This is a genomic window from Nocardia sp. SYP-A9097, from assembly GCF_009649815.1.
In the GTDB taxonomy this organism is placed as follows: domain Bacteria; phylum Actinomycetota; class Actinomycetes; order Mycobacteriales; family Mycobacteriaceae; genus Nocardia.
Map to the genome: position 1 here is coordinate 214,709 of NZ_WJIC01000008.1, position 15,919 is coordinate 230,627.

Genomic DNA, 15,919 nt, shown 5'->3' on the forward strand with positions numbered 1-15,919 from the left:
ATTCGTCGAATTTGGTTGGTTGTATCAGCGTTCACGCGCGTGGCCACGTTCGCGCCCCGCGAGTTGACGTGCTCTGGTTGCATGGGCCGCCTGCGTTTCCCGCTCGCGAAGAACGGCCAGAGCCTCCTGAGCCTGGCCGACGCTCACCTGGTACCTGAGTTGGACAACTTCGAGAGCCATTCCGCGCTCCAACTCTTTGGCCGCCTGCGCAAGTCGTTGCGCCTCCGAGTTGACTGGGACCTCGACTTCGCGCCCGCCCTGCTCGTACACGTGTGCTTGTTTTTCCCGGTCGAATCCGACCGGTTCGAGCTCCCGGCAGAGTTCATACGTCCGCGCATCGAAATTCTTCGCGGCCCCGACCGAGATCTGAAGACCGGTCTCGGGACCGAACACTCGATTGTGCTCCTGCCGCTGCACCTCTCGGGTGAGTGGATCGAGTGCCGGTGCGACCTGGCTGCGGCGGTCGACTTCCAACTCCCTCGTGACCTGCTGCGTGAGTTGTCGGCCGAGCTGCAGTCGCTCCAATTCATTTACCTCACGGGCACGTTCGGCCTCCAGCGCCCGTTGCAGACCTTCGTGGGCTTCCTGGACGCGTGCCAGGTTCGGGTCTTTGTGTTGCTGATAGGCGAGATCGATCTCGCGCACGACTTCCTGAGCCTTCCCGAGGGCTCTGTTGCGTGGTTCGAGTTCCAGGCCACGTGCTTGTTGGGCCCGCTCCATTCCCTGGCGCACGACCTCCCGTCTCAACGCCTCCTGCGTTTTGTCGAGGGTGCGTGCGCGCTCCTGGTCGAGAGCTACTTGCACCAGTTGGCCGTGTCTGTCGCTCAATCCCATTGTCTCGAGCGCTCGAGCCTCGCGTTCTCGCTCATGTTCGCTCACCTGCTGTACGCGCTCGAAGGCCTCCCGCACATCACTCAATTCGCGAGCCGGTCGACCTTCCGCGCTGGCGCTTTCTATCTCTCGGGTCAGATTGAGATGGTGCTGAAGGAATTTGGCGCGGTCCTTGGACGGGACTTCTCTCGCGTCGCTCACCTGGGCGATGCTCTGGTTGATGAGCTCGTGTTCGAGCACCTGCACCTGGGCGGTGAGGACGCTGTTCCGGGCATCCGATTCCAACGTGAGCAGTTCCTTGGCCACACCTGACTGCGGACCCAGGTCGAGTTCGCGCAATATCGCCATCCGGCTTTCGAGTTCGAGATGGCCTATCCGAGCCAATGCCTCCTGTGCGCCGGTGAGGCTCTTGCTCACCTGCGCGAGGTCGCCATGCTCTTCCATGGCTCGCACAACGTTTCCCAAGACCTCGTGGGTGAGCACGAACTGTTGTGCTGCTGTCGTGCTCCGGCCGTCGCGGGCGGCGTCAAGTGCCAACTCCACGATTTCCCGCTGAGCGGGAGACAGGCCTTCGAGTATCCGAGCACGTTTATCTTGGATCGTCCGGACGATCTCCAATTCGCGTTCTTTGGCGAGTTGCAGTATCGGGGTGCGGACTCGTTCGACGCCGGCGATATTTTCGATCACCATCGCGATTCCGTCGCGCTCCAAGCTGTACGTTGTAACGGAAACGGTGTACGTTGGCTTGCCGTCGTCGCCTTTCGCGAGATCGGCATGAACCTTCTCAACCTTGTATACGAGTGTGCCGTTCTGGAATGCTCGCATCATTTCATCCCGAGCTTCGAGCACTCGCCGGACTTCGGGTGCATTCGGGTCGATCCCGAGAGCACGGAGACTCTCCGGGGTGTCCGCCAGTAGAAGTTTGAGGTTTTTCTCGGCCTCCAATGTTCGTGCGGTGTATTCCGGTGTGCACTGCCGCGCGCGACCAACGTCGGTGTCCGCGACGCCCAGTTCGGAGCCGACGCCCTTACACTCGATCAGCGTGAGTGTCGGGGGCCGGTCGCCCTCGGCTCGGTCGAAGACAGGTATGTCGATGGTGTCCCTGCCGTCGATGAACCGGCCGGGGGACTCCAGGATGACACCGTTGGGGTGAAGGCTCTGATCGTGAGCGCGTGCCTTGCCGGCGGTATCGCCCATATTCTTGGATGTCTTGACCATCTCCGGGCCGACGGTGTGGTAAATCTTGGCGTTCTCCTTCAGTTCCTCCAGACGCTCCATCTTCTCGGTCTTCGCGTCACCGTCCGGCATTCGTTCGATCTTCTTGACGTGTTCAAGGTATCGCTTTTCAAGCTTCTTTCCTGAAAGGTCATTTATGTGATTGATGTCAAATTCCGGCATATGTTTGTAGACTACTTTTGCGGCCGGATCGCGTTGTTTCTGCTGCTCGGCGCGACGGGTGGCATCGGCCTGTAGCTTCTCATGAGCGTCCGAATCTGAAATTTCGTATTTCTCGTCTCGAACTGGCGTGGGTTCGTACAAGGTAGGCTCATTGCTATTGCCCAGATGGTCATTCATGAATGGGCTTCTGGGTTTCGACTGATCACGGAGATGGAACTCTTTGTCGCGGAAGGTCTTTTCCTGATCCGATTCATGATGCAGCAGACCCTCTGGTTTGCCGGTCTCGAGGGTGCGGTAGGTCTCCTTCGGATTCTCGTCCGATGGCAGGTGCAGCAGCCCCTCTTTGCCGAGCACCAAATTGCCTGCATTTGATGGCAATTCTGTGTACCTATCCGGCACCGCCGGAGTCGGCCTGGGTCCGTCGGTCGGGAGCCGATACAGCTCCGCCGGTTCGACGTGTGGTCGCTCGACCTGTTGTAGAGCAGCGCCGTGGTCCACCAGGTTGACTTCCTGGGCTTCTCGGACAGCCTGATTCGATTCCGGTCTGGACGGCGCGCCAACCGGGTCCGCGGGTGTTACGTGTGATCGGTCGACGGGTGCGGGTGTTGCAGTCCGGCTGGCCTGGTTCAGGTCTCGGCTCTGGTTGGCGGTGCGGTCTGCATCGGGATTGGCTCGGGACGGTGGGGCAGCAGGCTCCAAATACGGTCGGTTGACCGTATTAGCTTCGCGCTGTATCGCATTGACTTCTGCGTGATAGGGGCCTGCCGGTCCTATGGTCCACTCCGATTCCGGTACTCGCCTTTCGCGCCGTCCTCGACTGGTTGCCTCTTCGTCGCTGAGGATGTCCCAGTTATCGCGGGGATCTTTCGCGTTATTCGGGAGCTTTCTGTCGGGCTGATCCGTCGGCTTGTGGACCGTGGGCTGAGGCGTGGTGCCATCGATTTCGGTGGGGTGGAAGGTGCGCCATTCGGCGGTGGTGTGCAGGGCGGCGGGGGACTCGGGGAGTGCGCGGACTCCGACCAGGTCCGAGGGGGCGCGGACGGGGACGCCGAGTTCGTTGGCGATGTGCTGGGCCCAGCCGATGTCGTTGCCGCTGTGGCAGGAGAGCAGGCGGATGGGAGTGCCCTCGACGTAGTTGGGGTTGTTGCGGATGGCTTCGACGATCTTTTGGGGGTCGATCTCGAAACCGGCGTCGGCGGTGGGCTTTCCGAAGCGGTCGCCATGGACGATGACGTCGTGTTCGCCCTCGTTGCGGACGTTGTCGTAGACGCGCTGGACTTCGGGGGAGTCGCCGAGGGCGGTGCGGTCGGTGCCGTGGCGGACGGGCAGTTCTGCAGGTTCGGACTCCGAAATCTCTTGGTGTGGTGGCGCTTCCGAGTCTTCGAGGTGGGGTTTATCCTTCGAATGTTCGTTGTGCGATTCGGGATGCTGTTGCCCGGGCGGCTCGAGGTGGGCATGGGCAAGATCTGTCGCGGTAGGGAGCAGATGCTGGTGGCTTTGCTCGACATATTGCGCGACCGTGGCATCGTGCTGTCTGAACAAATCCCATGCGGTGACCCATGCCTCCTGGTCGCGCAGGCCGAGCTTGTCGACGAGTTCGCCGAATTTCACACGCAGACCAGGTAATTCGAGTGCCCGCGAGGGATCGCGATAGGCCGTCACGATGTCGTTGATGCGTTGCTGGACCTCGTTGAGACGTTCCTTCAGATGCTCGGTCAGCGTCGACGGCCGGTCCGGGTCGACGTGAGCGGGCTGCGTGTGCGCGGGTGCCTCTGGAGGCAGTAGGCCGCGACCATGCTCCCCGAGATATTCGGCCAGTTTGGGATCGTGTTCGTGAAACCGTTGCCAGACCGTTGCCTCGGAGTCGGGGGAGCGCAGACCGAGGCGATCGAACTGGTCGGCGAGTTCCGCACGGAGTGTTGGTAGTTCGGCGGCTCGTGCCGGATCATTGAATGCCGCGACGACCCTCTTGGTCTGCTCGCGTAGTTCGCTGAAACCCTCCCGCATGTCCTGCGACGATTGCGGACCCTGAGCCGGCCTGTGCTCCGGCTCAGGGGGTTTCGAGAGCGGCTGATCGGGCCGGTGCGGTTCGAAGACACGGGCGATGGCGTCCTTGGGAATACGCGTGAACCCGTCGGGGGACATGCTGTGCGCGTTGGCGCTATCGAGGAGATGCCAGTACAGCACCTTGGCGGCTTCCGGTGCGGCCTCACCATTGATCTCCACGTTGGCGAAGGCCTCCGCCAGTGCCTCGGCGGGATCCAATCGGCCGTTCTCCAAGAAGCTGTAGTCGGTGAGCTGGTCGATCCAGGTGTCGAACGCCGCCTTGTCCATGCCGCCGCGGCTCGATGTGAAGTAGTCCTCCAGCGCCGACTCTGCAGTCACTTCGGCTTGTCGCTGTCCCTCGATGTCGATGACGTGACCGAATTCGTGCAGGAACATCGAATGGAGCGGGCGATCGCCGGAGCCCGGCACCAGATGGCCGTCCATGACGTCCTCGGCCATGTGCTCGGCCATTTCCTTCGGGTTGAAGGCGTAGTCGGCACTGAGAGCGATCCGGTCGGTGTATTCGCGACCGTTGTGGGAGCGCGGAACGGTTTCGTTGTAGGCCCCCTCCGGAAGCTGCTCGATCGTGATCCTGGGCAGCTTCGCGTCCGGGTACCGGGACCGCATGTCCTCGATGGCACGCGCGTATTCGCGGAAGACCTCGGGGTGCAGGTCGGGATGGTCGAATCCGGGTGCGTCAATTCCCCAGTCGCTCTTCAGCTTGTCGGCGATCTCCTTGGCATCGATTCCTGACCATTCGTCACCCTTGTGCGCATACCAATCGCCCTCGGCGGGATGGGGCTGCGTCGGAAGGGCTTCGGCGGGATGCGTCTCGATCGGATCTGGTTGCGCGCGACCGTGGGGCGTCTCGGACGTATCGCCGAGGTTGATGGCTCGGACGTTCTCGGTACCTTCAAGTCCGGGTGTCTCCTTGCCGTGTGGCTCGGCAACCTGTGCCGGATCGGAGTGGGGTCCGGGTGCCTCGTCGGACCTGTGGGGCGAAATGTTCCGCTGTGCTGGGCCTTCCCCAGCAGGATGGGTTTCGAGGCTGTTGACCGGGACGACATATCCACGGTCGTTCAAGGGGCCGCCGCGCGGATACTCGCCGGGCGGGAGGTCGAGTACGCCTTCGTTGGTGAAGAACCGGACTTGGCCATCGCGGCTCACGACCGCCTCGATGTGAGCGGACTTCTTGTGTTCGAGATCCGTTCGCATGCTGTCGGTATTGAATCCGAGTCTGCGTTCGTGTTCGGAAGGCGGTCCTGGGAGCCGATCTTCAGGATGGGTGTGCAGGATGAATCGGTATCCGGCGAGATCCTCAGGGATCTTGCTTGAGGTCTGCTTGCCGCGGAACAGGCGTAGGTCACCGTCCTTGTTCTGAACGATCGCGTGCTCGTAACCCGAGAACTTCTGCAGCTCGGCGAGATGATCGGCGTTCGCCTCACCCGGCCTGAGTGGGATGTGCTCGGCCTCGGCGAGAGCGTTCACCAAATGCTTTGCCTTCGGCGAGAGTTCGTCGAAGGAGATCTGCCCGCCTGCCATCCGGGAGTTGGCCTTGTAGTGGGTGGCCATGTCCCGGGTGTCTTCACCGGGCGGGGCAGTGTTCGGGCCTGACGTTTCAGGCGGCTGTTTACCGGTCTCCGGGGCTTCCTTGGCGGGATCATGTGCAGCACCGTCGACTTCGGTGGTGTGGGTCACGTGTTTGGCGGGATGTTCGTTCCGGACGTTCGTCACCTGCTGCGGGTGCTCAGTCGCCGGTAGGGTTTCGGGCTGGCCGGTCCGCGGGCTGTCAGACTTGTCGTCGACCTTGTCGGTCGGCTGGACGGGTTCGGATCCCTCACGGGGCGCACCGGTTTCGCTGATGTCGTTCGTCGGCTCGGCCGGTTGCTCCGGGATCTCCTCCTCGAGCTTCTCGGGTGGCTTGGGCTCCGCTTCGAGGGTTGGCGGCACTTCTCGTGATTCGACAGGATCGACGGGTCGGTCACGCTCCGGGACCGGGTCGTCCTTGACGTGGCCCGGTTCGCGTTCGGAGGCCAGATCTTCCGGATGCGCGGGTGCGGAGCGGTCCGGGTCCGCGGCGGGTTTCCGCTTGTTCGGTTCGGAATCCAGCTCGTTGGGGCGGCGGCCTTCTTCCGCGCCGAGCTCCTCTGGCAGCCCCTTCTTGGTCGCATCCCAGAACTGTTCGTTGTAACGCCGCTGTACCTCCGCGCGCAGCGCTTTCTCCTCGGGCAACAGCGGTCGGTCTTCTTGTTTCGCAAGGGCTTTGAGATCGCGCTGCATCTCGAACATGGCATGCTCGTGTACCGCGATCGCGTCGACATGACTCAAATGCACACGGAGCTCGGCGATATGGCCATTGGGCATCCGAACCTTCATCTGCAGATCTCGGTAGCCGGATGGTTCGGGGTGTTCGAATCGGTCCTCGAACGAGACGACCTCGATGCGAGGGTCGTTCGCGATCTTGTCGAGCGCCTTATAGGCCTCCGCGACGTCGGTGTAGACGATTTTCGCGCCGACCAGGTCCGTGAGTCGCGAAACGTCGCCACCGTACTCACGAATCTTGTCCCAGGCCCGCGCCTCGTCTTTCGGCTCGGTGCGCCAGCCGGGCTTGCCGGTATCTCCGGCGACATCGGTGACGACCTCGTTCAGGGCCGTCTGGGTCGTTTCCCACAGGTCGTACTGCTGTCGAAGGAATTCGCGCTGATACTCGGGGTCTTTGCGACGGCTCTGGTCGAACCCGGGCTGCGTTTTGTCGGCGACGCCCTTGTCGCGCACGGCATTTTGAGCCGCCTCGGATATCGCGCGCTGCTCAGCGGTGAGCGGTGTCTCCACAATGTGGACAGGGTCGGCGAGAGAGGCCTCCGGACCGCGCTCGTGAATCACTTCGAGGGCTTCACGCAGTATCGGCAAGCCCTCAGGGTGGATGAGCAGCGATGCCAGCGCCTTGGGTCGTTCGAGCAGCGAGCGCTCCAGGAACGGATTGTTCTGGATAGCCTCGACCAGTTCCGGGCGCTGTGGCAGGCGGTCGCGAATGACATCGCTCACCGGCGTCTCGACGTCGGTGACCGTGGTCGTAAGTCCGTGCTCGTCGGCCCGCGCCAAGGCCTCCGAAACATGCGGCTCGGTCAGATACTGTTCCGTGTCCCGTGGTGTGCCGACCGTTGCGGGTGATTCAGCCTCTGCGGCGGGCGCTTCTGAGTCCTTTGGGGGCGGGAGGTGTTCTTCCTCCGCCGCAAGTCGATTCGCTAGATCCGGGTTACGCTCATCCAGCAACCGCCAGGGGGTTTCCGAACGCTCGGGACCACTCATACCAAGCTTGTGAAGCAGATCTGCCAGATCCTCTCGCAGGCGGGGAAGCTCGGCCGCCCGTGCGGGATCGGTTTTGGCCCTTTCGATTTGGTAGTCGAGTGTTTTGAGCTCGGCGAAGCGGCCGCCGAGATGTGTAGTCATCTCCTCTGGGCGCTCGGTGACCGAGTCGCGCGGGATATCGGGATCCTGTTCGAGCCGGATCTCGGCCAGCTCGTGGGAGACCGCGCGGGCGACGTCCTCGGTACGGGCGCGGTCGGAGACGGTGACGTGGTAGCCCGATTCGTCAGGGGTGCGTTCGAATTCGGCGACCACCTCGGGGCGGCTCACGGTGCCGACGTCGACCTTCACCTCGAGGTCTCGGCCGGTCAGATCGTCGTGGACGAGGAAGCGTTCGCCCTCTGAATCCCAACGGACAGTGGGGGTTTCGACGTCAGGATGCTCGCCGGGGCCGCGCTCAGGGAGGATGCCTTCGAGGTTGTCGCTGATTTCGCGCAGCAGATCGTTGCGGGTGAGGTCGGGTTGGTCGTGGGGGCGGGCGTCGCCGCGGAAGTCGCCGACCGGGCCGGCCGCGGCGCGGGCTTGGTTGTTGCCGCGCGGGCCCTCGCCGCCGTTTCGTATCGGGGCGGCTCGGGGTGCCTCGGCTGCGGGCTCGGTGTAGGGCATCGGACCCACGAGCTGATCCACGGCAAGGTCGGTGGCGCGCCGATTCGCGTCGGTTACCGTGCGGTTCTGCGGAATATCGTCCGGGACATCGTTATTCGTGTCCCGTTTCGTGGTGTGGTCACCGGGACGGTCGCGGTCCGCGGGTGCTTCCGTACGCGGTGTCGAGTCTGGGGAGCCTGGCCGGTTTGGCGTGGCACCGTCCGCCTGCTGATCGGAACCTGTGGGTGCGAAGTCGGATGCGGACGGCGTTTCCGTTCGCGCGGGAGCGATGTCGGCCGCGGGCTTTATATCCGTTCGAGCCTGTGCGACGTCGGCAACGTGTGTCGGCGATGCCGGTGTGGCGGGCTCGGGGGTGAGCGGGCGGACCTCGGGTGTTCGTCCCGCCGGAACCTGCGCGGGCTTATCCTGCGCGCCCGCAGCGAAACTCGCCTTCTGCTCGGCGGGCGGGGTGTTGGCCGCGCGCGCCGAGGTGTCCGCCGCCGGACGTGCGGACGTACCGTCCTTTGGTCCGGTCGTCTCGCCGAGCCGATCGTTCGAGCCGACCGGTCGTGCCCCGCTGTCCGTCGGCTTCGTGCCGGTTTCGGTCGGCTTTGCGCTGGTATCAGCAGGTTTCGCGGTCTCCGAGGTGGGGCGGTTCGTTTCGCTTCCGCCTTGGCGGGTGTCCGTGTTCGACGGACCGCCCCGGTGTTCCTGTGTGTTCGCCCCGCCGTTGTTCGAAGGTTGGCCGTTCGCAGGCGAATTCACATGCACTCCGCCGCCCTGCTGGCCGGCGTCGCCCCCCTGCGGATGGCCGATCTGCTCGACGGGCTTCTGATGCGTGTCCAGTCCCTGTAGCCCACCGGTCTTGTCCACGGCCGCAGGCTCCACGGTGGACTGTTTCAGACCGGCCTCGACGTTCGAGGTCCTGGCGTCGGCGGTTTGTTCGTGCAGTCCGTGCGCCCCGCCACCCATGCTGCCCATCGCCAGTCCACCGGCGAGCAACTGCGTGCTGAAGCTCTTGTTGATCTTGTCGTCCCATTTCCAGTCATTGTCGTAGAGCTGGGTTCCGAGACCTGCGCCGTACATGCCGGCCGCGCCCGTGAGACCGCCGACCGTGCCACCGATGACGCCGCCCAGCGATTTCGGGAGTTGACGTCCGAACTTGTTGTCCAGCCCCTTGTTCAGCAGACCCAGACCCTTGTTGGTCAGGTCGTGCCCCGGCCCGCCGAGCGCGCCACCCGCGCCCCACTGCAGGCCGGTCTGGAAGGTCTGCTTGAGGTCGAAGCCGTCGTCGCGGTGATGCTCCATGATCTGAACGACCTGGGAGCCCGCGTCGAGCCCGGCTCCCATGACCCCGCCCTTGAGCGCCGCGACCGGGTAGCGGACGACCGCGGGGGCCTTGGCGATGGTCTGGTTCAGCGCCTTCCACTTGTCGAGCGGCGTGCCCAGCTTCTCGATTGTCGGTGCGAGCCGGTCGCCGATCTGCGCGAGCCGCTCACCGGCCGGCATGATGATCTCGCGAGACAGCGGTGCTGCCAGCTCTTTCAATCCCGACCGCGCCATGAGCGCACCGATTCGCTCGGTGACTTGCGCGGCGAATTTTCCGAGTACGGCGCGCGCCGCCGCGAGGTAGGGGGTGACCGCGGCCCATCCGTACAAAGACGCCAGCAGCGAATAGACCGTCCACAGCGTCAGCGCCGCGAAGATCTCCGCCTGGATCTTCGCGAACTCGATTTCGGTTGCGGTGGAACGCGCGTCGTGACCGAGATCTCCCAGACCCTCGATCAGCTTCGGGACGGAGTGGACGTCGTCGGCGTCGAAGAGCTTGGCGAACTCCGCGAGGATGGCGGTCGCGCCCTCACCCTCGTAGTACTGCAGAACCCGATTGGTGGTGCTCTTGAGCGATGGCTCGAGTTTTTCCAGTTCCGCAGCGGCATGTTTCAACGCGTCACCAAGAGCGAACAGTTGGTCCTGATCGCCCTTCGGATATGCCGCCCCGAAGTTGAGCCACTGCATCAGCCATGCGGGGAAGAGGTGATCCCCGGCATAGGTCGTCCACGCCACGTGTGGTCCCGTGCGCCGCTAGTTCACCACTCCGGGGCGGAGATGGAGGATCGGCCGGAGTGGTCGTGATCCCATTCCTCGACATTGGTGAAGCGAACGGCCGGTTCGGGTTCCGGCGCGGTGCGGTCGACCGAGCCTGGCGGTGCGGTCGACACTGTCGGCGGCGTCGGCATCATCGACCTGATGTCAGGCATGGCGGGGAAGAACTCCGAAAGCGTCGGGATGCCCGACTGCTCCTCTTGCGCGGTGTCCAGGATCTTCTGTGCCTTCTCCTGCACCTTGGCGGCGGCATCCTGAGTGGCGGCGGTGACGGCCGCGGCGATCTCGGAATACTCGAGATCGTCGATGTCATCGGAGAATTCGGTCTTGATGACGATGCAGTCGGCATTCACCGTGATGGTGACTCGGCGCTCGGCCGCGTGCGCTGTCGCGGTGAGCCGAGCACGCTCCTGCTGTGCGCGGCTGATAGACGCGATGCCACCCTGCACCAGCTCCATCAACTCGGCTAGCTGTCCTTTGGCTGCTTCGTTCGCCATGTTTTCCTCCCCAGCCCACCAGGCAACCGCGACGGGCGCGTGGGCTCGTGTTCTGGCTAGGACTTGAAGCCGTCGGCGTTGACCTGTTCGGTCTGGTCGAATGTGTTCGCGCCCTGGCGCAGACCGCTCGAGTACTGCCGCAGCCGATCCGCCACCGAGGTGATCGTTGTCTCCAGAACGGGCTGCCGCTTGGTGTATCCGCCGTCACCGTCGGTGAACTGCCTACCGTATTCGTCGGCGCCCCAGCAGCCGTTATAGGCCTGCACGGCGGTGTCGAGCGCAGCCTTGACGGTGTCCAGCGCGGACGCCACTCCATCGAGATCGGTTGCGGTCGAGCGCATCCCAGCTACTTCGACCTGCACCTTATTGGTCATGGTCAACCCCCCGGTGGCAATATCTGGAGCAAATTCTCGATGATCATATACGCCGTACAGCGTTGATGGCGACGCGAATACGGCCAATGGCATTGCGCCTATTCGGGTCTCACAACACCGGCCAGCAGCAGTTGGTAATACGCACTATCGGTATCGGCTGCCTGGCCGGCGAGGATCGGAGTGGCAAACTGGCGGGTCACGGTGCCCGACTCCGCCGCGGCCACCAGTCCCGCCGCCGCGTCCGCGGAGACTCCCGCATTCAGCTCGGTGATCACGTCAACTGCGCTGGCACTGGTCCGCACACCCGGTAGCGCGGGCTCCAGTTCGGCGGGGGCAGGCGACTCACCGCAGTGCCATGCCGCACCATCCCACCAGTAGCAAAACGACAGCAATCCGTTCGCCGCACGGGGATTCAGCACGGGACCAGCGACCCAGTCCGGCGCACCCCGATATAGCTGCGGCATGGCAATCCCGCCGTTGTAGGCGGCGTCCAATCGCGGATCGTTCCACAGCCCACCCGACAGCACCGCACGACCGCGCGGAAGCAGATGCAGTGTGGATCCACTGCGCGAGGTTCCCTCGAACCAGCCCAGCGAGGTTGTGACCCGCGGCCCCCATTGCGAGTCCGCGGCCACGAACGCGGCCGCGATGGCCGCCCACCGCGCCCACATCAAAGGCAAAGCGGGAAGGTCGTTTTCGACCCGTGACGTGAATGCGCCGTCGCCCGCACGAGCATTCGCGGCATGGCTGGGCGTCCGGACCTGCCGGTCGTCATGCCCGATGTAAGCGGCCAGCCACACGGGCAGCCGTCGGCGCGAATATATCTGCAGATCCGCGAGATACGCCTGCGGCGGAAATAGGTGCTGATCCGGGAAAGGTTCCGCCCCATGGTCGTATTCGATCTGCGCCGAACCATTCTTGTCGACCGAGGCCAGCACCCGCCACCACGGCCCCTCCTCCAACTGCGCCGACTGATGCCGAAGCTCCCGCAACAACTCGATGGCCCGCGCCGAAAGCGGCACCGGCACTGCATGCTTCTGATCCGACACCACAACCCGTGCCGCCTCATCACTGACGGTCATGGCCACGGCCGCATCCAGCCGATCCCACCCCGCCGGTAGCAACGCGAACAGCTCCGCGGCAACCTGGTTCACCAGCGGTTCCGGTTCAGCTGAATGTTCCTGCACGGCCGCCGAACCCACATCCGCGCCGACTCCAGCGGCCCCAGCCGCCACCGTCGGCTCGGCCATCCGGAACCCCACATCGGGCGATTCCACAGTCGAATTGTCCTGACTCACACTGTCCTCGGTATCCACACCCATCGAGCTTCCAGTCCGCCCGAATCTAGCCGATTCCCGGTGCTCGCGAAGCCCCGGCCAGTGACCTCAACGCTCGGGTGCGGGCGGCGTCCAGCGTTGCTGGGTCCGGTCCATGCGGTGACCGACGTCCAATCGCCGAAGGTGGGGATGTGTGGCAGAAGGTGTCGCCGAGTTGCCGCTGCACGACCGCGGGCCGGAAGTCGTCGCCGATTTCGACGAACATCATCGCACTGTGTTGAAGCTCGTCGATAGCCTCGCCGATTCGACCTTGCGCCCGACGTAATAGGCTGCGACTGCGGCGAATTCGCCCATCCTCCGAGTTCGATGCGGGAGGTCGCGTACTCGGAGACCGTATCTACTCGTGTAGAAGTCGTTGCGCCGCCCGCACCCGCGCGGCGGGCGTCCGCCGCCATCCTGTCAAGACCGGTTAGGCACCGAGCTCTATCGAACGTACAGATGCGCGTCGTAATAGCGCTCGATCATGCGCGCGGGGTCCCCGCGGAAGTTTCCCCAGTGATACTCATTCACGAAGCGGGTCGCGGTGATCCGCGCGCGGGTGGACAGCTCCCGCACCTGCGCGAGCTGTCGATCGTCGAGCGGGCGGTCCACGGCGACGAACTCGTAGTACTGATACTCGCTCACGGGTGCCTTCCTTTGGATCCTTGGTGAATGGTATTGCGCGAAAACCGGACTCGTCACCTTGATGGAAGTAGAGCCGCCCGTGCAATTCGTCGCCCGCGGACATCACCACCCAGCCCCGACCGCTCACCGGGTGACCGTCGTCATCACCCTCCCAGCTGAATCTCACACCGTGTTGCCATGGGTGACAATCCATCTCGCCTTGAACCGCGATGATCGCGAATTCCCCAGTCCCATTTCGGCGGAACTCGATGTATCCGGGGCCTACGAGGTCGATGACGTCGCGGTCTCAGTCGTCCATCGCGACAATTCGCCAGCGGCCGAGCATGCCTTTCAGCGGGCGGCGCGTGGCGCTGCTCCCAGCCATCGGGCCAGAAGGATATCTGGATTCACGGTGCAGGGATACATGGATTCGCGGTCCCAGCGGATCCGAAGTCAGGGCAAGCCCCGCACACGCAGCTCGGCGGTGATCCGTAGGTGCCGTGGGAGTCGATGTGCACCTGGTTGATCTTCACTTCCAGATCCGCACGCCGCTGCTGGCGTGAGGTCAAAACCGTTGCCGCCCTGCGTTTCACGTCTGGCAGTAGCCGGAGGAGGACACTTTCAGCAGTCGCGCCATGCGGGTGAGTGAGTACCGTTGCCCCTGCGGGGTTTCAGTACCAGCGGTTTCGGCGAGATCGTCGGGGCCGACGTACTTCGGCCATCAGATCGAACCGGGTCGGCGGTCAGCCATGTTCTATGGGATCCGCTCGTACCCGGGCCGGAATCTTCGCTACGCCGGGTGTTCGAACTCTCCGTCCCGCACACCCACGGCGAAGGCATCCCACTCGCCAGGGGTGAAGACCAACGCCGGGCCGTTCGGGTTCTTGGAGTCACGGACGCCGACTTTGCCCCCGGCCAGCCATGCGACCTCGACGCACTGAGCGCCACCCTCGCTGTAACTGCTCTTGAACCAGTTCGCCTCGGACAGGTCAATGTTCGCCACGCTCGTACTCCTTTGCCACCTGCCGTAGCAGACTCCTGCTTTCCACCTCACCCAGACATGTACCCCGGATCGCAGCGGCAAGCTCGCTGTAGAGCCGAATTTCCTCGGGCTTCTCGAGGTAGACATCCTGAGCCGCTCCACCCTCTATGAATACCACCGGCGGCTCGACCGGTTCCTTCCGCACGGTTGCACCGAAGTCCAGAATGATGAACGAGCCGTGTGGAATTCCCCATGTGAGGCCGGCGCTGAACGGTTGGATTCGGATTGCGATGTTGGGCCGCTTCGATATCTCAGCCAGATGCCGCAGCGCGCCGGCCATCGTCGTAGATCCACCGATCATGCGATAGAGCACCGAAGCGTGCAGCAGCACATCCAACTCGACAGGGTTCGTTTTGCGGGTGACGAGCGCTTGCCGTTTGAGCCGGTGCTCAACGCGGCGGTCAACGTCTTCCGGATTGGTGAACGACGGGAACGCATCGATGATCGCTCGCGCGTAATCGGCCGTTTGAAGTAGTCCGGGGATGTGCTGATCGTGGCAGGTAGTCAGTCGGCGGGCAGCCGACTCCAGCCCGACATACATATTGAAGGCGCTGCCGTACAGGCCGCCGTAGACGTGATGCCAGCTCTTCGACCTGGCCTGTGCGGCCAGATCGACCGCGGCCTGGGTCTCGTCGTCCCCGACGTCATACACCTGACACATCGCCGCAACGTCTTGCCTGCGAACCTTCTGAATCTGTCCGGTCTCGATGCGCTGCAACACAGCTCGCGACAGATCGACCAACTTGGCGGCCTCGGCGATGGTAAATCCTGCCGCCTCCCGACGTTCCCGGAGGAAGCGGCCGAGCTGGCGACGCGGAAGCGTTGATGACGGGCCGTCGTCTTCTGTGCTGGTCACAGGGCTCTCCCGGAAATCGAGTCACATCGGATCGGAAAGCGAATCTGGTTCTGTCGTACAAGCGGGTCCTATCCTGCGGTTCTAGAGCAATCATAATCGGGTTCTCGTTTTTGGACGTCTCGATTAGCCACCAATGGTGTACTTTTCATGACCGTCCAGATGAGATCTATTGAGGCACAGCACTCATCACCTCATCGGCCGCTCCCCAACCCCGTGAATCCATCGAACCGAGGACCGGAACGATGACGAATCAGATTGCGCCGCAACGATGAACGCGTCACGCCCGGTCCGACACCTACACGTGGAGTCCGGCCCACTGACGCTCGATTTCCGCGGCCCCGCCGACCAGATCGACCAGGTCGCCACCGAACTGGCGAGCAACAGCGGAGTGACTGTCACTGTCGACGACCAGGTGACCGTGGATCTGCCCGAACTACCCTGCGCCCGACTCTGGACCTGAGCCGATCACCCTCTACTGCCAGGGGCTCATCTACCAGCAGCTGACGACATGGTCTGCAGCACTACAACATTCGTCGAGTAGGAGGTCATCATGTTCGCGGTTCTCTGGCAATTTCTGCCCGGTGTCGCCGTGGGTGCACTGACAACATGGGGCGCGATACACCTCTCCGAACTGGCGAGTCCTCCTCGTCCACATGAACGGACGCACGAGAGGTGGACAGTGCAAAGAATCGCTGCCCGCATCGAGCACGAAAGACGTGAAGCCAATCGCACCGCACCGCTGGGTCTCATCCCATCGCGGCAGCCACAGCGCGGGCATTTCCCGAATTGATGGACACTTTCTGAGCACTCTCGATGTTCGGAAACGACTTCGTGACTGAGCCCCTGACCGGCGAATTACTCACGCTGCTCGGGGGCCGAAT

At 63.5% G+C, this 15,919-nt stretch carries 9 protein-coding genes; 2 read left to right on the forward strand and 7 right to left on the reverse strand.

What is annotated here, in order from left to right; translation table 11 throughout:
• Nucleotides 1-24 precede the first annotated feature (24 nt).
• The 4 genes from GFY24_RS19030 to GFY24_RS19045 form a co-directional block, all read right to left on the reverse strand.
• A complete protein-coding gene (locus GFY24_RS19030) occupies nt 25-10,290 on the reverse strand; it encodes a hypothetical protein (protein ID WP_153806412.1) in 10,266 nt (3,421 codons plus the stop codon).
• Nucleotides 10,291-10,313: 23 nt separating this feature from the next.
• Nucleotides 10,314-10,826, reverse strand: coding sequence for a YbaB/EbfC family nucleoid-associated protein (locus GFY24_RS19035; RefSeq protein ID WP_153806413.1), 513 nt, complete (start codon nt 10,824-10,826; stop codon nt 10,314-10,316).
• Nucleotides 10,827-10,882: 56 nt separating this feature from the next.
• Entirely contained in the window at nt 10,883-11,200 is a 318-nt protein-coding gene (locus tag GFY24_RS19040; RefSeq protein WP_194852927.1) for a WXG100 family type VII secretion target, read from the reverse strand.
• Nucleotides 11,201-11,298: 98 nt separating this feature from the next.
• Nucleotides 11,299-12,522, reverse strand: a complete 1,224-nt coding sequence (locus GFY24_RS19045; protein WP_153806415.1) for a hypothetical protein — start codon at nt 12,520-12,522, stop codon at nt 11,299-11,301.
• Nucleotides 12,523-12,670: 148 nt separating this feature from the next.
• Here GFY24_RS19045 and GFY24_RS42980 point away from each other — a divergent pair, with 148 nt between their 5' ends.
• Nucleotides 12,671-12,802 carry a hypothetical protein gene (locus tag GFY24_RS42980; protein WP_255458697.1) on the forward strand — a complete coding sequence of 44 codons (132 nt, stop codon included), beginning with the start codon at nt 12,671-12,673 and terminating at the stop codon, nt 12,800-12,802.
• Nucleotides 12,803-12,960: 158 nt separating this feature from the next.
• Here GFY24_RS42980 and GFY24_RS19050 read toward each other — a convergent pair whose 3' ends face one another.
• The 3 genes from GFY24_RS19050 to GFY24_RS19060 all read right to left on the reverse strand — a co-directional run bounded on the left by GFY24_RS19050 (nt 12,961) and on the right by GFY24_RS19060 (nt 15,038).
• Nucleotides 12,961-13,161: a hypothetical protein gene (locus GFY24_RS19050; protein WP_228566443.1), complete on the reverse strand. Its 201-nt coding sequence runs from the start codon at nt 13,159-13,161 to the stop codon at nt 12,961-12,963.
• A 769-nt stretch (nt 13,162-13,930) separates the two neighbouring features.
• Nucleotides 13,931-14,143 (reverse strand): DUF397 domain-containing protein, encoded by a 213-nt coding sequence (locus GFY24_RS41130; protein ID WP_194852934.1) that lies wholly within the window; start codon nt 14,141-14,143, stop codon nt 13,931-13,933.
• Nucleotides 14,130-15,038 (reverse strand): helix-turn-helix transcriptional regulator, encoded by a 909-nt coding sequence (locus tag GFY24_RS19060; RefSeq protein ID WP_153806417.1) that lies wholly within the window; start codon nt 15,036-15,038, stop codon nt 14,130-14,132. The genes GFY24_RS41130 and GFY24_RS19060 overlap by 14 nt, the downstream gene beginning before the upstream one ends.
• Before the next feature lie 268 nt (nt 15,039-15,306).
• Here GFY24_RS19060 and GFY24_RS19065 point away from each other — a divergent pair, with 268 nt between their 5' ends.
• Nucleotides 15,307-15,498 (forward strand): hypothetical protein, encoded by a 192-nt coding sequence (locus tag GFY24_RS19065; protein WP_153806418.1) that lies wholly within the window; start codon nt 15,307-15,309, stop codon nt 15,496-15,498.
• Nucleotides 15,499-15,919 lie beyond the last annotated feature (421 nt).